Source organism: Paraburkholderia tropica (genome assembly GCF_014171495.1).
GTDB lineage: Bacteria > Pseudomonadota > Gammaproteobacteria > Burkholderiales > Burkholderiaceae > Paraburkholderia > Paraburkholderia tropica.
In genome coordinates this window covers 626,830-645,917 of record NZ_CP049136.1, presented here as the reverse complement: position 1 = coordinate 645,917, position 19,088 = coordinate 626,830, and the positions used below count along the sequence as shown (strand labels likewise).

The following is a 19,088-nucleotide window of genomic DNA, read 5'->3' as shown; positions in this document are numbered from 1 at the left end:
CGACCGCGCGTTTCACTTCGGCGAGCGTATCGCGCATCGCTTCGGAAATCTCGCTCAGCGGTGACGTGCCCCTGCGTTTGCTCGACGAAGTCGGCGTATCCGGCGTATCGCTCGAATCGGCCGTATCTGCCGCGCCTTGCGCGAGTTCGCGGCTGGCGAGCATCGCGCGCGTGACGCCGGCGCGCGAAGGCGGCGCGCAGATGCAGCAGGTTGCCGGTTTCATCGCATCGCGCGCGTGGCGCACGAAGCGGCCCGAGCAGACCGTGCAGCGCGTGAGCGCGAGCAGACCGCCCTCGAAGAAGCGCAGCAGCGTCCACGCGCGCGTGAAGCTCAGCACGCGTTCGGATTCAGCGCATTCGCAGTGCTCGATATAGAGGCGGTACGCGCGTGTGAGCGCATCGAGCCGGCTGCATTTCGCTTCGTCTTTCAGGAACAGGAAGATGTTGTAAAAAAGCGAAGCGTGAATATTCGGTAACCACGTGAAATACCAGTCGGCCGAAAACGGAAGCATGCCTTTGGGCGGCGAAGCGCTCTTGAGTTCGCGATAAAGGCGAATCAGACGATTTCTCGAGAGCGTCAGTTCCTTTTCGAGCACCGGCATGCGAGCACCAAGCTGGATCAGCTCGATTGCGCGCAAAACCTCGCGCGCTTCCTCGGTCACACTGCCTTTGTACATGACTTAGAACTCCTGGGCAGTGACTACTGCCGCGACAATCAGGCCTAAATGCCTGAATTCACGGGCGATTATAGGAGCGCGCAAACGAGCGTCAAGAATAATATTTAGAAAGAATTTACAGGATTTAATAAGGAATTACGGGCCGTGACGGGCATTTTCGGGCGAAACCGCCACAGGAATGGGCGCCGCTTCTTATTTTGCTTTCACGATTATAGGAATTGGTAAGTTCTGGAAAGAATCGGGTGAAAAGAACAGATCGACCCCCGTTTTTTATGGCGATTTATGACGCCGCCGCATGCGTGCGACGGCGCATTTATAGTCGCTGCGGTTTCCTACGAATTATTACCGAGTCTTGCGTCGTAACCTTTTCGGGGTCATCTGCCGGTAAACTTCGTTTTTCCGAATGCATGCGACGCCCCGCCGTTGCAGAGGCTGGCCCCGCCCACGCGCGCGAGCCTCATACCTTAGCTGCTAACCGATGATTCTTCGTTTCTCCGCCAGTTCTTCTTCGCGCAAGGAAGCGCGCAAGGGCGTGCCCGCGCCCTTGTCCGGCGACTTCGCGTGCCGGCGCGGGGCCGGGCCTGCCAGTCCGCCGCGCCGCCGGCTGCTCAAGGGCACGATGAGCGTGCTGGCGCTGAGCGGTTGCGGCACCACGCTGCTGAGCGCGTGCGGCGGCGATTACACCGGCGGAGACGGGCCGCAGGACGCGCCCACGCCGGTAATGAATTCGGTGGCGAACTTCCGCGACGTGGGCGGCGCGGCGCCAGGCTACTCGACGAGCGACGGCGCGCATTTTCGCCGCGCCATCCTCTATCGCTCCGACGTGCTGACCGCGAATACGGCCGACACGGCCACGCTCGAAGGCATCGGGCTAGCGGGCATCTACGATCTGCGCACGCCGGTGGAAGCCGACGCTTTGCCGGATACGCCGCTGAGCACCGCGAGCTACGTTTCGCTGAACGTGCTCGGCACGCATGCGCCGCCGTCGTTCGCCGGGATGTCGGGTCCGGAACTCGATTCGGCCATGCAGGCGCACTGGCGCGAATTCGTCATGGGTCACACGCAGTGCATGGCGTACGGCGCGCTGCTCGAGCAGATCGCGCAGGCCGGCGGGCCGGTCGTCGTGGTGGGCGGAAAGGGCGTGGACGTGGCGGGTTGGGCGGGCGCGCTGCTGCTGCTGATCGCGAACGTGCCGCTGGAAATCGTCGTGAAGGATTTTCTGCTGACGAACGCGTGGCGCTCGACGGGCGTCGACGAGGACAATCTCGCACCGCCCGTGCAGGCCAGCTATCTGCAAAGCGCGTTCGATGCGCTGCAAAAAGGGTTCGGCGATCTGAACCGCTATCTCAACGCCGGTCTCGGGCTGTCTTCGACGACGGTGGATCTGCTGCGCGGCCGCCTCGTGGTGTAAGCGGCGCGCTTCGCCAGACATAAAAAGGAACGGGCGCCCGCGAGCGCCCGTCACACCTTCCGGGCCGACAAACTCAGGCGGTTGGAAACGCGATCTTGATGCGCAGACCGCCTTCGGGATGGTTCGACACTTCGCAGCGTCCGCCCTGATTGCGCACGAGACGCGTGACGATCGCGAGACCGAGTCCGCAATGCCCTTCGCCGCCGCGCGCTTCGTCCAGCCGCACGAACGGCTTGAGCGCCGCGGCCACGCGTTCGGCGGGAATGCCGGGACCGTGATCGCGGACTTCGATAATCCAGTTCGACCCTTCGCGGCGCGTGCCGATTTCCACCGGCGGTTCGCCGTGTTCGAGCGCATTGTCGACGAGATTCGACACCAGCCGGTCGAGCAGCGTGCGCGGCATGCGAAAGCCCGCACCGGCGCGCAGATCGAGACGGAACAGCGTGTCTTCCTCCTCCGCCGTATCGGATGAAAACTGCTCGCGCAACAGCGAATCCACGTCCACTTCGGGACCGGATTCCGGCCGTTGCCGCGCGAATTCCAGAAACTGCTGCACGATGTCGTTGAGCGAATCGACTTCGCGCGTGAACTGTTCGCGCTCGCGCTCGGACCCCAGCATGCTCGCGCGCAGCTTCAGGCGCGTGAGCGGCGACTTCAGATCGTGCGCCACGCCCGCGAGCATGATGGCCTGATCGTCGTCGGCTTCGTTGAGCTGTTTCATCATGCCGTTGAACGAGCCGATCAGTTCGCGCAGTTCGCGCGGACCGAGTTCGTCGACGGGCGGCGGACGATTGCCCGAGCCGAACGCGCGCGCGGTCTGCGCGACGATCGACAGCGGGCGCTGCATCTGCCACACGGCGAGCAGCGCGAGCAGCAGCGAGACCGCGAGCATCGACGCGAATTGCGGCACCAGATTGGGCGGCGGCGGCAGGTCGATCGGCGCGACGATCCACGTGGGATGGCCGGGAAAGCGCACCCAGAGCGTCGCGCGATTGCGCGTGTCGGCGAGAATTTCGGTGCCGGCGGGCAGGTCGCGCAGCAGTTGCCGGCGCAGGTCCGCGAGCGGCTCGCGCTTCGGCACCTCGAGCTTCACGTCGGCGGGCATGTTCCAGGTGGGCACGAGATGCACGCGCAACGCGGGTGCGAGTTCGAGCTCGTTGGGCGCCGCGCCGGTGGCGGCGTGCAGCATCAGCAGCAGGCCGCGCTCGAAGCCCTCGACTTCATGGCGGCGCGGCTGCGGCGCGAACACGACGAACCAGCACGCCTGAATCGCGAACAGCACGAGCGCCGACATCAGCGCCATGCGCCCGAACAGCGTATTCAACGGATTGTTCATGCATTCACGCGATCATGCGCCGCCGTCGGGATCCTGGGCATCCTCGGCGCCGTGGGCGTCGGTGTCGGCGGCTTCGCCTTCGCGCAGCGGCACGAACACATAGCCCTTGCCGCGTACCGTTTGCACGAAACGCGGTTGCGAGGGATCGTCTTCGATCACGCGGCGCAGGCGCCAGATCGGCACGTCGAGACTGCGCTCGTGGAATTCGAGGCCGTCGGCATGCAGCAGATCGTGAATGAGCACGCGCGAGAGCACGCGGTAAGGGTGTCGTGTGAAGACCTTCAGCAAGGCGAATTCGCCGTCGCGCAGCGCCACGCGCTCGCCGTCGCGCAACAGCGTGCGCGTCGTGAAATCGAGCTCGAAGGGGCCAAAGCGGCAGCGTTCGCGTGCTTCCGGCGCACCCGCGGGTACCGCGCCACGACGGCGCAGCACGGTCTGGATGCGCAGCAACAGTTCCTGCGGATCGAACGGCTTGGCGACGTAATCGTCCGCACCGAGCGTGAGGCCCGCGATGCGGTCGGCGACCGCGCCGCGTGCGGACGCGAAGATCACCGGAATGTCGTCGCCTTTCGCACGCAGGGCGGCGAGGGCGCGCAGGCCGTCGGTGCCGGGCATCATGACGTCCAGCACGACGACAGCAGGCCGCTCGCGTTCGAGACGCTGACCGAGATGCGTGCCATCGTGCAGGACCGAGGCTTCGAAGCCGTTGGCCCGCAGGAAGCGGGAGAGAAGATCGCGCACGACCGGATCGTCGTCGACGATGAGAACGTGTGGACTCATCGTGAAATTTTAATGCTTATCGACGGCTTACAGAATAGCGGCGTTCTTTCTATTTCTTACTCGGGCTTACCTGGGGTGGGTTTTCGCGGCGCGGGCTTGCGTATCCCATTCGCCGCGAGCGCCCTGTCTTACTTCGCGGCGAGTGCGCTTTCCTGCACCGGCGCTTGACCGGCTTGCGTCGAATCGGTCGCGGCAGCGGATTTTTCTTCCGACGAATGCGCGGCAGCAGCGGCCGGCTTCGCGGCAGACGGTGCGTCGAGCGAGGCAATGCCCGCGGCCTTCGCGAAGGCCGTGCCCGAACCCGCCATGCTGGCGGCCTTGGCCGAGGTTTCCGCCGTGGCGGCCGGCTTGGCCGACTTCGCCGGCGCGACTTCGTCAGCCGGGATGGCGTGCGTATGTGCATCGGCGAGATGCTTCTGGCGCGCGTCGGCAGCAACGCCGCTCGGCATTTTTTCCAGATGCAGCGAGGCGTCGGTGTGCGCGCCGGCGAGCTTCGCGCCCGTCTTCGGCGCGGCCTTCGAGCCGTCGGCCGTCGGGGCCGGCTTGTCGCTCTGGCCCTTCGGCGCAGCGTCGATGCCCTTCATTTCCAGCACGGCGTCCTGTGCGGAAGGCGCGAGGTGCTGATCGACCACGCCGTCCTTCACGCGTTGCACGCTGGCTTGCTTGCCGTGTTGCAGATCGCCCTGAAGTTCGGCGATGCGGCGGTTATACCAGTCCGTCACGCAAGCCTTGTCCTTGCAGTTGTGCTGGCGCCATTGCCACTGGCTCACGCGGTCGGCTTCGAGCGCCGTCGTGTCGGGCGTCGCGTCGAGCGCGCTGTGATAGAGCGCGGCGAGTTTGTCGTCGAGCGCGGACAGCGTCGGATCGTTGCACACGAGGCGCTCGGACGCCGAGGCGTTGTGCGGGCAGTGAAAGCTCGCCGCCTGAGCGAACGGCGAACCGGCGAGCGACGCGAAGAGCGCGAGCGCAGCGACGTTCAGGCCGCGGCGAAGGGAGTGAGCGCGACGGATTTTCTGTTCTCGATTCATGGCAGGCACGATGTTGTATGAAATAGCGGGGGACGACGGGCGGCTAGTCCGGCGTCGCCACGGCGCGAGGCGCCGCGATGAGAACAATAGCTCAGCGCCTCTGGCGCAAAGCGGCGCTCAACGGGTCGATTGCGTCCACCGCTTACGAAACATTTCATCCATTACGCGTGCGGTAAGTTGTGCGGGTGTTTCGACGGCCTGAACCCGTGCAGCATGCTTTCCGGTCCTTACTTCGCGTGAGATTTGCGAAGAACTGGAAAGCGCTTGTCAACAATGGCCGATGTCCCGCCCATCGTGTGGTGCGCTTTGCCTTGATGATGCATGACGAGCCCTGCCGCCTGCATCCCTTCGCATCGCGCGCGCAGCCCATCGACGCGTCATGTCATCGTTCCCATGCCCCATCCTTTTCGCTCCAACGTCCGCCGCGCGGCCCGCCTTGCCGCCGCGCTCGGCGCTGCGCTCGCGCTCAATGGCTGCGCCTGGACGCTGATCACCGCCGCCGATGCTACGGGCTCCGTGATCCAGGCGGGTTATGCGGTCGCGGCGAATTACTCGTCGCCGAGATTCGTGACCGGGCGACCGGTGAATATCGCGTCGATCTGCATCGAGAACAATCCGATGGTGACGTCGGCCGATTTCGTGCCGTCGCTGCAACTCGTGCTGGCGCAGCGCGGCGTGACTTCGGACGTCTACAGCCCCGGTACCGAGCCGGTCACGTGCGAGGGGCGGCTGGTTTACAACGCGTCGATCGAATACGGCAAGCCGACGTTCAGCGACGACAGCCGCGCGTATCTGTCCACCATCAATCTGACGATCTTCTTGCATAACCATATTGCGGTGACAGCGCGTTACGAAGTGCGCGGGCTCGGCACCGACCGCTTTTCTAGCGCGGCGGTGAAGCTCAAGGGCCTGCTGGACAGCATGGTGGTGGATCAGACGCAACTGGGTTCGACGTTCGAGTCCGCTTCGCGCGGCCTGTAGTCTTTCACGCCGCATATTCAGGAAAGGAATGGAAAGGCGGCGGGCCTATGCCGGTCCGTTTGCGTCCCTTACGATTTGTGCATGGCAAATAATATTTTTCTCGTCGACGACGATCCCGTCGTGCGCGACGTTACCGCCGAATATCTGCAAATGCGCGGCTTCACCGTGACGAAGCTGCCGTCCGCGCGCGCCTTGCAGCAGCAGTTGCGCACCGAGCGGCCGCAGGTCGTGGTGCTCGACATCATGATGCCGGAGCTGGATGGCATCAGCGCCTTGCGCGCGCTGCGCGAAAGCGGCGACGACCTGCCTGTGATCCTGCTCACCGCGCGCAACGAGGTGATCGACCGCGTGCTCGGCCTCGAATTCGGCGCCGACGATTACGTGGGCAAGCCCTTCGATCCAGGCGAGCTGGCCGCGCGTATCCGCACGGTCATGCGCCGCCGCAGCGTGTCGAACTCGACGGGTGCGCCGGAAAGTCGCGCCTCGTTCCGCTTCGGCCCGTACGAACTCGATTTCCGCTCGCGCGAGCTGTATCGCGACGAAGAACGCATTCCGCTGCGTTCGAGCGAATTCGCGTTCCTGAAGCTGTTCGTCAATCACGCGATGACGATTCTGTCGCGCGAACGCATCATCGAAATCGTCTACGGCGAAGCGGGGCGTTATCGCAATCGCAGTCTCGACGTGGCGATCTGGCGTTTGCGCCGGCTGATCGAAACCGATCCGTCCGAGCCGCGTTATCTGCAGACGGTCTGGGGACACGGCTACGTGTTCGTGCCGGACGGCGAAGTCGGTTTCGCCGAGCGCTACAGCGAATACGCGGGTGACATGCCCGACGCCGCGCAGGAAGAGTGAGCGGCGCGGTTCAGTTCAGTCGGCGAGCGATGTCGGCCTGACTGAACCTTCGCGATGAAATAAAAACGGCGCGCCATCGAGGCGCGCCGTTTTTGCTTGCCCGATGCTTGAGGCAAGCATCGGAATGCAGCATCAAGGCAACATCAGAACGTGAGCACGCTCAGGAACATGCGCTGCAGCCAGCCGACCGTGGTCGCGTCGTTGAGCATGCCGTGGCCCACCTGTTCGATACGCGCGTTGGCGATCTTGCTCGAATCGACGTAGTTGTCCGACTCCACGTCGTTCGGATTGACGATGCCCGAGAGACGCAGACGCTGATGCTCGCCGCTCATCGCAATGATCTTTTCGCCCGACACCACGAGATTGCCCGTCGGCGTCTTGCTGATGACCGTCACGGCCAGCGTGCCCGTCATGTCGCTCGACAGCGTGTGGCTGCCCGTGCCGTTGAACGTCGTCGACGCCGAACCGATATTGAACAGGCGCGCGAGACGTGCTGCCGCGCCCGTCGATTGATCGGCGGCGGTGGCGGTGATGGTGCTGTCGCGTTTCGCGGACGCGGCCGCGGTGTCGGCGCCGTTGTAAGTTTCGGAGAGGCGGATCGTGAGCACGTCGCCGATACGCTGCGCGCGCGGCGTTTCATACAACGCGATGGCGGTGCCTTGCTGATAGATCGAGCCGCCCGTGTTGACGTTCAGCGGCGGTTCGGCGAGCGGCGGCGTCATCGGCGTGTTGACGATCGATTCGGGCGAGGTCGCGCACCCCGAGAACGCAGCGAATGCCGATGCGCACAGCAGCACACGCGGCAGCGCAAAAGAAAGGCGCGCGAAGTGCTTGCAGGAAGGTAAGGAGTGCGATTGATTGGAAAGCATAAGTAAGAAGCGCTCGCGTGAAGGCGTCGTCGGGTCAGTGGGCGTGCGTGGCGATCAGCCTTCGTCGAACTGGCTGATCTTGAGCGCGCGTTCGATGCCCTTCGCGCGCGGACTCGCGGGTTTAAGCAGGTAAGTCAGGGTGGCGTGACCGCCGTTCGGCATCAGACAGATCGTGATCGTGCTCGACGCGTTGTCCCATTCGAGCAGCGGCAGCGACGGATCGCCGGCCATGCGCGGCGCGCCGTAACGCGAGGCCAGCAGATCGCGCAGATCGAACGCCGTAGCGGCATCGACGACAAACGACATTTCATAGAGACGTAGCGGCTCGCCCGCGGATTCGTGCGCGAAACGCAGCACGTGATCGCTCGCCGGCACGCCGTCCACGACGGCATGCGAAGGCGTCCAGCCTTGCGGCGTGCGATGCGCCCAGCGGCACGCGATCGTCAGGCTCGCATAGCTCTTGAACGGCATGCCGATGTCGCCGCCGGCCACGTCGGTTTCGCAAACCAGCGCGCTTTCGTGCGGCGTGGCGCGGACCGTGTTGGCCTCGCGCAATTCAGTCAGCGTGACGCCGAGCGCAATGCCGCGAAACGAGAACGGCGTGTCGTCCAGGGCGACGGCGCGCGAACGCGCCGCCGCGGTGACGGGCGTCGGACGACGCTTCTTGACCTTGTTGCGCGGCGCCTGTGCGCTGGCCGTCTTTTGCGGCGCGGGCGCAGGCGCGGATGCGGCGTTCGCCTGCACGATGGCAGGCGCGCTGGCAGGCGCAACGACAGGTGCGCTGACGACGGGCGTCGGAAGCGGCGTGATGCGCCCTTCGAAGCTCGTGTCGGCGCTCGCCGGTGCGGCCAGCGTGCCGGCAAGCGCTGCAGCGGCAGCGCAGGTCAGGAAAGCAGTCAGAGACGCCCGTTTCATCGAGTGGACCTCGATCAGTCAATAGCCGCTGCGCACGCGTCGAACGGCACGGCTGCGGGATGCCCAACCACCGGCACGATCTTCACCGTCGCCGAGACGAGCCGGCAAGGTAATGCCGCTACCGCACAACCTTCGAGCGGCAGGGTGAGGCAGGCGAGTGCAATCACCGCAGCGGCGCGCAGCCCATGCAATGCCGCACGCGACAGGTGATGTGCGCGCTTTGCCTTCAGCGGCGCCTCTTGCGACAGCGAATTCGTCATGCGGTGGTATTGATGTTGTGGCCGAGCGGACCGACCGGCGTGCCGGGATGCACGGTTTCCGGTTGGGCGGAATGGTTGCCGGCGGAGCCTGCGCTGCCGGAGTTCTTGTTGCGGTTAGGGTCGAACGTCGTCAAGGGCGACGAGTGGCCGACGCTGCTGGAGCCGATAGGGCTGGTCATGATGGGCCTCCTGGGCGGATTGACACAAAAAGGAGGGGGCGCACGTAGAGGGGTGCGCGCCCCCGCGTTACGCCGATAGGGGAAGTAGTCGACGAGCGGCGATAGCATCTTCGCGTCTACGTCTGTTGCGTGAAGCAATAATCAATGGGGCCTTTGATTCAAGCCTTACGAGTCCTTCCGGTCGTATACAAATGCGCAAGAAGCGGAAGGAAAACGGGCGCGGGCGAGCGCGAAAAACGCGGGTTGAAATCGGCTGGACGAGGGCGGGCGCGAGACGGTGTAGTGTTCGGTGCAAGCCTTGTCGGAGCTGGCGTTGCGCGAGGCGGCGCGGGCGCGCGAATGCGGGTGGAACGAAGCGCGAGGCGAGCGTTTTTCGCGACGAGACTGACGCGTGAAAAGTCGCTGAAAGCGGCCTTTCACGGTAATGATTTCGGATTTGGCGTGTTGCGGTGCTGGAAAGTTGTGCGCGAAAGGTCTTTGGACGTTGCGTGAAGCGGTGCTTTTCCAGTGCGTGTTGATCGACTGGAAAGCCTGTCAATCAAGGGGTTTCGGCGCGAATCGCGAGGTCGCGCGAGCGGATGCATTGGCCGGGCTTTGTCGTCCGGAAAAGGTTTCCTGTTGATGTGAAGCGCGGCATTGCGGTCCGCGTGAATGAAATTTCTCGCGATTTTCCTTGTTATGTCTTACCTGAGAGGAGGGTTTGTAATGGGCGTTTTCCTTCGAAATCCCGCATCTCACGGACGCGTGGCGCTCGTCACTCGGACCTGTTTCTCCAGGCCCGCCATGCCCGCCACGAGCGGTTTTGCGCACGCGTTCCAACGTATTGCGTCCACATTGCGCCCGAGCGCGGCGCCCGGAAAGGAAGCGAAAGGAAAACGCTGGTATATTTCCCGTCCCATCGGCGCAACGCCGGAACCCCATTCCCGAGGCCCTGGAGATGACCCGTAAATTCATCCTCAAAGACGACAAGACCGACCACAACGGCGTCGTGATGGACGGTATCGAAGGATCGTCGTATCACGGACGTCCGCTCGCCTATATCGGCGCGCCGGTGATGTGCCAGACCTGCTCGAAGCAGGGTGTGATCGTCTCCGATGGCGGTCCGCACACGATGACCGTGATGGGCAAGGTGGTCGCGCTCGAAAACGACCTCTGCCAGTGCGAGTGCCAGCCGCAGCCGAAGCTCGTGGCGTCGATGGATACGGGCACGCTGGCCGGCAGCTAAGCTTCCGTTTTCGTGCTGCTTGAGCTGATTACGCCGACCGCGCTTATACGCCGTCCGGATCGGCCCGCACGTCGACGGCCACGTCGACGCGATGCGCGCCGCCGCCCAGAATGACCCCGCGCAGCAGCGACACGTCGCTGTAATCGCGTCCGACCGCGAGCGTCACGTGGCCCTGATCGGCGAGCACGTCGTTGGTCGGATCGAGATCGATCCAGCCCGCTTGCGGCACGTGCAGCGACACCCACGCATGCGAGGCATCCGCGCCGATCATCGGCGTCGCGCCCTCGGGCGGATCGTTGCGCAGATAACCGCTCACATAGCGCGCCGCGAGACCCAGCGAGCGCAGCCCGCCGATCATCACCTGCGCGAAATCCTGGCACACCCCGTGACGCAGTTCGAAGGCGCGCGCGGCCGGTGTGTCGAAGGCCGTCGCCGCCGGACGATAGTCGAAATCGCGATGAATGCGGTGCATCAGGTCGATGGCCGCCGCCAGCACCGGCGCGCCCGGCGTGAAACTCTCCAGCGCATACGCGCGTAACGCGGGCGAAAGCGCGATATTCGGCGACGCACAGCAAAACTCCGACTCCGCATGAAACGCGCCGCCCGCCGTGTAGCGCAGCGCGTTCGCCACGTCTTCCCACGCGGGCGTGGCGTCGGCGTCGAGCGCGTCGTAGCGCGGCGCGAGCAGCACGCTCGTTTCCATCGTCATCTGCAGATAGTCGTGCGGGGCGTCGAACGAAAAATACAGCACGTCGTTGCCGAATGCGTCGCGTCGGCTCGTCTGATACGAGGGCGCGGGCTCGATGCGCTCGCGGTGTTCGAGCACGCGCTGCCACGGCAGTTCGAGCGGACGGATGGTCGCGAGATGCTGCGCCGTTTCGACCAGCGTCGAATAGCGATAGGTCGTGCGATGGGTGACGGACAGGCGCGTGCCGCTCATGACCACACCTGCGCGGCGAGCGGCATCGCGTGGCTGAACCAGCGCGCGCTGATTTCGTTCGAGGCGGCCGCCATGCGTGCGGCGAGCGCGTCGCACAGCGCGGTGAGCGCGGGATAGCGGCCGTCCTCGCCGGGGGCGCAGATCGCTTCGAGATCGGGCAGCGCGTCGACGGGCGCGAGCTGCGCGGCGAACGGCTCGCGGCGCGGGCCGCCCGCCGCCTGGGCGATTTCGTCGAGACGCGTGCGCAGGCGGTCGTACACGCCGTAGAGGCCGCGCGGATTGGTCGGATCGGTGACGATCAGGTCGAGCAGCGCGGGCACTTCGAGTCGTCCCGGATACAGCGTGCGATAGGTCAGCGTGCTGTCGAACAGTTGCAGCAGCACGTCGAAACCGGCGGGCGTGGCGAGCGTGCGTTCGTGCGCCGCGATGCGCAGCACGCCCGCCATCGCCGCCACGCGCTCGATATGGCGGCCCGCGAACAGCAGACGCCAGGCCTCGTCGCGCGTCATGCGGTCGCCCTGGCAGCCGCTGATCGCGCTCAGTTGCGTGGCGAGCGCGTCGAGCGCGCGGATCAGCGCCATGCGGTCGTACGGCGTGGGCTGGCGGAATTCGAGCAGCACGCCCTGGCGCGCGGGCGCGGGGGCGAGCGAGAGCGCCTGCAGCGCGTCGCGGAAGTCGTTGCGCGCGGCGAGCACAGTGCGCCAGTGATCGCTCGACAGACGCCCGCGTATTTCGCCGCACGCGTAGGCCTGGCTCGCGAGCATCTGGCCGATGCTGGGGGCGCGCGCGCTTTCGTGCAGATTGGCGACCAGCTCGCGCTCGAAGCCGTCGAGGCCGCGGCGGCGACCGGCGAGGGGTTCCTCGGTGTTCGCCGGAGTCGTCGCACCCGCGACCGTCACCAGGCCGCTCGCGGCGGCCAGTTCGGTGAAGGTGCCGAACAGTTCCTCGGCGTCGCTGCCTTCGAGCGAGCCGAGAATCAGGCGGCACAGGCGCACGGCGTTTTCGGCGCGCTCGCCGTATCGGCCTGCCCAGAAGAGGTTTTCGGCGGCGCGGCTCGACACGCGGCGATGCTCGCGGCGCAGATCGGAGGGCTTCATCGGAGTCGGCAGCAGCGAAAACGCCGTGCCGGGCTGGCTCGACAGCACCCAGGTATCGACGCTGCTGCCGCCCACCTGCATCGATACGGATTCCTGATGTTCGGCCGCGAGGCGCGTGAAGCCGCCCGGCAGCACGCGCCAGCCGCATGTCTGGTCGGCGATGGCGTAGACGCGCAGCACCGCGGGCCGCGCGCCAAGCATGGGCGCGCCGCCGGAGGCGTCGGCGCGGTCCTGGTCGGCGGCGTTGTCGTAGCGCGGCGTGTAGCTGTAGTTCAACGGCTGCTGGACCGTGAAGGCGTCGGGCAGTTGCTCGATGCGCGCGCGCCAGTCGGCGAGCAATTGCGGGCCTGCCGCGAGGCCCGGCGGCGTGGCGCGCTTGCTGTCCCTGGCGTGCGCGCCGCCGGGCCAGGTCGGCACCAGTAGCGCTTCGGGCAATTGCGTGAGCGCGTCGCGCCACGCCGCGTCCTCGCCGCACCACCACGTCGGCACGCCGGGCAGCACGAGCGGCTCGCCGAGCAGCGCCTGCGCGATGCCGGGCATGAAGCCGTGCAGCGCGGGCGACTCCACGAAGCCCGCGCCCGGCACGTTCGAGACCATCACGTTGCCCGCGCGCATCACCTGGAGCAGTCCGGGCACGCCGATGGTCGAGTCGGCGCGCAGTTCGACCGGGTCGCAGAACGTATCGTCGAGACGGCGCAGCACGGCATGCACGCGCTCCAGGCCGCCGAGCGTCTTCAGGTAGAGCATGTCGTCGCGCACCGTGAGGTCCTTGCCCTCGACCAGCGTGAGGCCGAGATAGCGCGCGAGAAACACATGCTCGAAATAGGTCTCGCTGAACGGCCCAGGCGTCAGCAGCACGATATGCGGCGAGCCGCCGCGCGCGCTGTGCTCGTCGGCGCGCATGATCGCGCGCGCGGCGTCCGCGAGCGTGGCGATCAGTTGCGAATACGAGGGCGCGAGCCGGTGCACGCGCATCGCGCGAAACGGCTCGGCGAACAGGCTGGACACGATCAGGCGGTTTTCGAGCAGATAGCCGAGCCCGGACGGCGCCTCGGTGCGATGCGAGACCACGGTCCACTGGCCGTCGGGCGCGCGCGCGAGGTCGAGCGCGACGATCTGCAGATACTGCCGATCCGGCGGCGTGTAGCCTTTCACCGCGCGCAGATAGCCGGGGTGGCCGAACACCAGCGCGCCCGGCAGCAGGCCGCGCGCGAGCAGCGTCTGCGGCCCGTAGATATCGGCGACGATCTCGTTGAGCAGCCGCGCGCGCTGCGCCACGCCGCGCTCGATCAGCGCCCATTCGTCTTCGTCGATCAACAGCGGCAGCAGGTCGAGCGACCACGGACGCGGGCCGCCGCGATCGGCGTAGACGTTATAGGTGATGTCGTTTTCGCGCACCTGGCGCGCGACCGAGGCCGCCGCGCCGTCGAGCCCCGCCGCGCCCGCCTTGCCGAGCAGCGCGAAAAACTGGCGCCACGGTTCGCGCAAGGCGCCGTCCGGCGCGCGCAGTTCGTCCCAGTGGCCCTCGCGCACGGGAAGCGAGCGCAGCGGCGCTAGCGCGAGGGCTTCGTCGGCGGCGGAATCGAACGGCAGGGTGGATTGAGTCGGCAAGATCGTCGCTGCTGCGCCTGGGCGCTAATGGCGACGCGCCCCGGCAAGCGGGGCGCGTCTTCGGTTGGGGCTTGGGTTGGCGTGTCAGTCAACCGTGTTATCGGCAGAAATCAGCCACGCCGCAGATCCAGCGTAAACGGAAACTCAAGGCTGCGCGAGGGCGGCGCGGCCTCGAACGGCCCGGGCGTGTGCCCGGTCGTGAAGAAGCGCGCGCGCCGCCGGCTCTCCGCCTCGTACGCGTTGACCGGAAACGTCTGATAATTGCGGCCGCCCGGATGCGCAACATGATACTGGCATCCGCCGATGGCGCGGCCGCTCCACGTATCGACGATATCGATCGTGAGCGGCGCATGCACGCCGATGGTCGGATGCAGCGACGCCGCCTGGCGCCACGCGCGAAAGCGCACGCCCGCCACGCTTTCGCTGACGCGTCCGGTCGGCTGGAGCGGCAGCGCGTGGCCATTGACGGTCACGAGATGGCGGCTTTCGTTCAGGCCCAGCACGCGCACTTCCAGACGTTCCACCGACGAATCCACGTAACGCACCGTGCCGCCGGGCGCGCCTTCCTCGCCCATTACGTGCCACGGTTCGAGCGCGTTGCGCAGCGTGAGCGCGATGCCGCTCGTCTGCAATTCGCCCACCACCGGGAAGCGGAATTCGAAGTGCGGCGCGAACCAGCCGGCGTCGAGCGCGAAGCCCGCGTCGCGCAGCTCGGCCAGCACGTCGTCGAAATCCATCTGCACGAAAGTCGAGAGCATGAAGCGGTCGTGCAGCTCGGTGCCCCAGCGCGTCAGGCGCTGCGTGTACGGCGTGCGCCAGAAGCGCGCCACCAGCGCGCGCAGCAGCAGTTGCTGCGCGAGGCTCATGCGCGCGTGCGGCGGCATTTCGAAACCGCGCAGTTCCAGCAGGCCAAGGCGGCCGGTGGGGCCGTCGGGCGAATAGAGCTTGTCGATGCAGAACTCGGCGCGGTGCGTGTTGCCGGTCACGTCGATCAGGATGTTGCGCAGCGCGCGATCGATCAGCCAGGGCGGCACGGGCGCGCCGCTTCCGCCATTCATGCTGGCGTCCCCGAAACCGCGCAGCAGATCGACCTGCCGCTGGATCTCCGCGAAGGCGATTTCGAGCTCGTAGACCTGGTCGTTGCGCGCTTCGTCGACGCGCGGCGCCTGGCTCGTCGGCCCGATAAAGAGGCCCGAAAACAGATACGACAGCGACGGATGGTTGTGCCAGTACGCGATCAGGCTCGCGAGCAGGTCGGGACGGCGCAGGAACGGGCTGTCGGCGGGCGTGGCGCCGCCGAGCACGAGGTGATTGCCGCCGCCGGTGCCGGTGTGGCGGCCGTCGAGCATGAACTTCTCGGACGAGAGCGCGGTTTCGTGCGCGGCGCGGTAGAGGAATTCGGTGCGCTCGACCAGTTCTTCCCAGTTCGACGACGGGTGGATGTTCACCTCGATCACGCCGGGGTCGGGCGTGACCTGGAGCATTTTCAGGCGCGCGTCGCGCGGCGGCGGATAGCCTTCGACGACGACGGGCAACGCGAGGTCGCCGGCGGTGGCTTCGACGGCGGCGAGCAGGTCGAGATAGTCGTCGAGTTCGGTGAGCGGCGGCATGAAGACGTGCAACTGGCCTTGTCCGCTGCCGAACGCGTCGGCTTCGGCTTTCGGACCGGCGGCGCGCGCCGGGTCGCGGGCTTCGACGCACAGCGCCGTGCGGCGGATCCAGGCGGCGGATTCGCCGCGTTGCGGGTAGCGATCGGTGAAGTTGGCGTGGGCGGCCCGGTCGTCGGCGAGGCCGCGCGGGCTTTCATCATCGCCACTGCCGTCAGCGGAAGCACCAGCACCCACCGCGCCGCCTGCATCGCCATATGCCTGCGCGCCCAGCTCGAAACCTTCGCGATACTGCATGCGCAATTCGGCGGCGCTGCGCAGCGGCTCGGCGGGCGCGAACGGATCGTGCGTGTGCTGCCACGGATAGTCGGCCGCCGCCACCCACGGCAGCGAGTCGAGCGGCAGGCGATAGCCCATCGGCGAGTCGCCCGGCATCAGATACATGCGCTCGTCGCGGAAGAACCACGGACCGCTGACCCAGCGCGGCGACTGTAGCGCCGGCAGCGCGGACGACGCGCGCTCGCGCACCAGCGGCAGCACGTAACCGGTCACGGCGTCGAGCCCCGCGTCGAACACGCGGCGCAGGCGCAGGCGTTCGAGTTCGTCGTCGAGACGCGATTCGAACGGATCGACGTTCACGGGCAGGCGGCGCTCGCGCCACAGGTAATACCAGGTGTCCTCGTAGCCGGGCTGCACGTATTTCGGCTCGACGCCCAGCTTGCCCGCGAGATGCGCGATGAAGCGCTGCGCGTCGGCGGCCGTGTGATGCGTGGGCGTGCGTTCGTCGGCGAACAAGGACGGATCGTGCCAGCACGGCTGGCCGTCCGCGCGCCAGAACAGCGAGAGCGCCCACCGCGGCAACTGCTCGCCCGGATACCACTTGCCCTGGCCGATGTGCAGAAAGCCGCGCGCGCCGTACTGCGCGCGCAGTTTGTCCATCAGCGCGATGGCGTAGCGGCGTTTGGTCGGGCCGAGCGCGTCGGTGTTCCATTCCGGTGCATCGCGGTCGCGCTCGGCCACGAAGGTCGGCTCGCCGCCCATCGTCAGGCGCACGTCCTGGCCGGTCAGCGCGGCGTCCACCTGCGCGCCCATCGCCTGCATCGCCGCCCATTGCTCGTCGGTGTAGGGCTTGGTGACGCGCGGCGTTTCCAGCACGCGCTCGATCGTCATCGAATGCTCGAATTCGACTTCGCAGTCGTCGAGCGCGCCGGAAATGGGCGCGGCGCTGCCCGGTTCCGGCGTGCAGGCGACCGGAATATGGCCTTCGCCCGCGAGCAGGCCCGAAGTCGGATCGAAGCCGATCCAGCCCGCGCCCGGCAGATAGACCTCGCACCACGCGTGCAGGTCGGTGAAGTCGTATTCGGCGCCGACCGGGCCGTCGATCGCCTTCACATCGGGCTTCAACTGCAGCAGATAACCCGACACGAAACGCGCCGCGAGCCCGAGCTGGCGCAGCGTCTGCACCAGCAGCCAGCCGGTGTCGCGGCACGAACCCGAACCCTTCTCCAGCGTTTCCTCGGGTGTCTGCACGCCCGGCTCCATGCGGATCAAATAGCCGATCTCGCTTTGCAGGCGCTGATTGAGCCCGACCAGAAAGTCGATCGTGCGGGTCTCGGCGGACGGCGTGCGGTCGATCGACTCGATGAAGGCGGCGAAACGCGGCGTCGGCTCGCTGCGCACGAGATAGGGCGCGAGTTCGGCGGCCAGCTCGGGCGTGTAGGCGAACGGAAAGTGCTCGGCGCCCGGTTCGAGGAAGAAGTCGAACGGGTTGTAGACGGCCATTTCCGCGACCAGATCGATGGTCACGCGGAACTCGCGCATCGGCTCCGGAAAGGCCAGCCGCGCCTGGTAGTTGGAAAACGGGTCCTGCTGCCAGTTCACGAAGTGATCGGCGGGCTCCACGCGCATCGAATACGAGACGATGGGCGTGCGGCAGTGCGGCGCCGGGCGCAGCCGCACGATGTGGGGCGCGAGATGCACGAGCCGGTCGTAGCGGTACTGCGTGACATGGTTTAACGCGACACGGATGGACACATCCGACTCCTCGATCGACGTGGACGATGAAACAGGGCGCGCGCGCGGCGCGTGGCTATGATGCCGGGACAACGAGTGCGCGATGTGACAGCCGCGCGCGGCACGCCGCGTGCTTCGCGAGGCTGCGCGCGCGCAGCATGCGCCTCGCGCGGCACACTCACCCCGGGACGGCGGCGATGAAAACCTTTCACTGCGATCACTGCAATCAACTGGTGTTTTTCGAGAACGAGCGCTGCGAACGCTGCGACGCGCGGCTCGGCTACGTGCCGCAAAGCGGCGAGATGCACGCGTTCGAGGCGGCGGGCGACGGCTTGTGGCGCATCCAGCGCCAGGCCGCGGCGGCGGAGGGCGAGCAAGCGGCCGCGCTGTTCCGCCAATGTCACAACTACGCGGTCGAAAATATCTGCAACGGCATGATCGCCGCCGATTCGCCCGACACGCTCTGCCGCGCCTGCCAGTTCACGCGCACGATTCCCGATCTCTCGCGGCCCGACAACCGCGTCTACTGGTATCGGCTCGAAACCGCCAAGCGGCGTCTGCTCGCCACGCTGACCGCGCTCGGCCTGCCGCTCGCCACACGCGCGGAAGATCCCGAACACGGCCTGCAATTCGAGTTTCTCGAAGACACCGGCGACGGCCAGCGCGTGCTCACCGGCCACGATCACGGTCTCATTACGATGAACATCGCCGAAGCCGACGACGCTCATCGCGAACGCACGCGCGTCTCGCTGCACGAACCGTATCGCACGCTGCTCGGCCATTTCCGCCACGAAGTCGGCCATTACTATTTCGACCGCCTTGTGATGGAGACGCGCCGCATCGAGCCGTTTCGCACGCTGTTCGGCGACGAGCGCGCCAATTACGCCGACGCGCTCGCCGCGCATTACGCCAACGGTGCCGCGCCCGATTGGGCCGAGCGCTACGTGAGCGCCTACGCGTCCGTGCATCCGTGGGAGGATTGGGCGGAAACGTGGGCGCATTACCTGCATATCGTCGATACGCTCGACACGGCCACCGCCTGCGGGCTCGCGCTGCTGCCCGAGCGCCGCGACGAACCGGTGCTGCTCGACCAGACGCCCGTCGACGAAGCGAGCTTCGATAACCTGATGGCGCGCTGGTTTCCGCTCACCTACGTGCTGAACAGCCTGAACCGCAGCCTCGGCATGCCGGACGGCTATCCGTTCGCGCTGGCCCCGCCGGTCATCGACAAATTGCGGTTCGTTCATCGCGTGATTTCGGCGTCGGCTTCGGACTCGGCTGCTTCGCAACCGGCATGAGACCGTTTGA

Annotated in this window: 15 protein-coding genes and 1 pseudogene; 5 read left to right on the top strand and 11 right to left on the bottom strand. The window is 66.5% G+C overall.

Going from position 1 to position 19,088, the window contains the following annotated elements:
* Window positions 1-109: 109 nt before the first annotated feature.
* Window positions 110-676: pseudogene (flhC, locus tag G5S35_RS26420) on the bottom strand (flagellar transcriptional regulator FlhC); the annotation flags it as partial.
* A 478-nt stretch (window positions 677-1,154) separates the two neighbouring features.
* Between flhC and G5S35_RS26415 the strand changes: the two are divergent.
* Window positions 1,155-2,087, top strand: coding sequence for a tyrosine-protein phosphatase (locus tag G5S35_RS26415; RefSeq protein WP_080180785.1), 933 nt, complete (start codon window positions 1,155-1,157; stop codon window positions 2,085-2,087).
* 73 nt (window positions 2,088-2,160) lie between these two features.
* Here the strand turns inward: G5S35_RS26415 and G5S35_RS26410 are convergent, their stop codons facing one another.
* The 3 genes from G5S35_RS26410 to G5S35_RS26400 all read right to left on the bottom strand — a co-directional run bounded on the left by G5S35_RS26410 (window position 2,161) and on the right by G5S35_RS26400 (window position 5,231).
* Entirely contained in the window at window positions 2,161-3,423 is a 1,263-nt protein-coding gene (locus G5S35_RS26410; RefSeq protein WP_065060907.1) for an ATP-binding protein, read from the bottom strand.
* Window positions 3,424-3,435: 12 nt separating this feature from the next.
* Window positions 3,436-4,203, bottom strand: a complete 768-nt coding sequence (locus G5S35_RS26405; RefSeq protein ID WP_074981955.1) for a response regulator — start codon at window positions 4,201-4,203, stop codon at window positions 3,436-3,438.
* Between the two features lie 128 nt (window positions 4,204-4,331).
* Window positions 4,332-5,231, bottom strand: a complete 900-nt coding sequence (locus G5S35_RS26400; RefSeq protein WP_183039952.1) for a lysozyme inhibitor LprI family protein — start codon at window positions 5,229-5,231, stop codon at window positions 4,332-4,334.
* A 393-nt stretch (window positions 5,232-5,624) separates the two neighbouring features.
* On the opposite strand from G5S35_RS26400, the gene G5S35_RS26395 reads away from it, so the two are divergent.
* A complete protein-coding gene (locus G5S35_RS26395; protein ID WP_065060904.1) occupies window positions 5,625-6,212 on the top strand; it encodes a hypothetical protein in 588 nt (195 codons plus the stop codon).
* A gap of 81 nt (window positions 6,213-6,293) precedes the next feature.
* Window positions 6,294-7,064 carry a response regulator gene (locus tag G5S35_RS26390; protein ID WP_065060903.1) on the top strand — a complete coding sequence of 257 codons (771 nt, stop codon included), beginning with the start codon at window positions 6,294-6,296 and terminating at the stop codon, window positions 7,062-7,064.
* Window positions 7,065-7,207: 143 nt separating this feature from the next.
* Here the strand turns inward: G5S35_RS26390 and G5S35_RS26385 are convergent, their stop codons facing one another.
* Genes G5S35_RS26385 through G5S35_RS26370 form a run of 4 tightly spaced genes read right to left on the bottom strand, consistent with a single transcriptional unit; the run spans window position 7,208 to window position 9,287 of the window.
* Complete coding sequence (locus G5S35_RS26385) at window positions 7,208-7,933, bottom strand: flagellar basal body L-ring protein FlgH (RefSeq protein WP_080180786.1); 726 nt, start codon at window positions 7,931-7,933, stop codon at window positions 7,208-7,210.
* 54 nt (window positions 7,934-7,987) lie between these two features.
* Entirely contained in the window at window positions 7,988-8,848 is an 861-nt protein-coding gene (locus tag G5S35_RS26380) for a hypothetical protein (protein ID WP_074981960.1), read from the bottom strand.
* A gap of 14 nt (window positions 8,849-8,862) precedes the next feature.
* Window positions 8,863-9,108: a DUF6726 family protein gene (locus G5S35_RS26375; protein WP_065060901.1), complete on the bottom strand. Its 246-nt coding sequence runs from the start codon at window positions 9,106-9,108 to the stop codon at window positions 8,863-8,865.
* Window positions 9,105-9,287: a hypothetical protein gene (locus G5S35_RS26370; RefSeq protein ID WP_065060900.1), complete on the bottom strand. Its 183-nt coding sequence runs from the start codon at window positions 9,285-9,287 to the stop codon at window positions 9,105-9,107. Before G5S35_RS26370 ends, G5S35_RS26375 begins: the two co-directional genes overlap by 4 nt.
* Window positions 9,288-10,224: 937 nt before the next feature.
* Here G5S35_RS26370 and G5S35_RS26365 point away from each other — a divergent pair.
* A complete protein-coding gene (locus tag G5S35_RS26365; protein ID WP_065060899.1) occupies window positions 10,225-10,512 on the top strand; it encodes a PAAR domain-containing protein in 288 nt (95 codons plus the stop codon).
* Between the two features lie 43 nt (window positions 10,513-10,555).
* Here the strand turns inward: G5S35_RS26365 and G5S35_RS26360 are convergent, their stop codons facing one another.
* From G5S35_RS26360 to G5S35_RS26350, 3 genes are all read right to left on the bottom strand, one after another.
* On the bottom strand, window positions 10,556-11,452 hold the full coding sequence (locus tag G5S35_RS26360; protein ID WP_183039951.1) for a transglutaminase family protein: 897 nt from the start codon (window positions 11,450-11,452) through the stop codon (window positions 10,556-10,558).
* The gene (locus G5S35_RS26355; protein ID WP_183039950.1) at window positions 11,449-14,160 is read right to left on the bottom strand and encodes a circularly permuted type 2 ATP-grasp protein; all 2,712 of its coding nucleotides are present in this window, start codon (window positions 14,158-14,160) and stop codon (window positions 11,449-11,451) included. The genes G5S35_RS26360 and G5S35_RS26355 overlap by 4 nt, the downstream gene beginning before the upstream one ends.
* 110 nt (window positions 14,161-14,270) lie before the next feature.
* On the bottom strand, window positions 14,271-17,801 hold the full coding sequence (locus G5S35_RS26350; protein ID WP_183039949.1) for a transglutaminase family protein: 3,531 nt from the start codon (window positions 17,799-17,801) through the stop codon (window positions 14,271-14,273).
* A 176-nt stretch (window positions 17,802-17,977) separates the two neighbouring features.
* Between G5S35_RS26350 and G5S35_RS26345 the strand changes: the two genes are divergently transcribed.
* The gene (locus G5S35_RS26345; protein ID WP_183039948.1) at window positions 17,978-19,078 is read left to right on the top strand and encodes a zinc-binding metallopeptidase family protein; all 1,101 of its coding nucleotides are present in this window, start codon (window positions 17,978-17,980) and stop codon (window positions 19,076-19,078) included.
* Window positions 19,079-19,088: the final 10 nt, after the last annotated feature.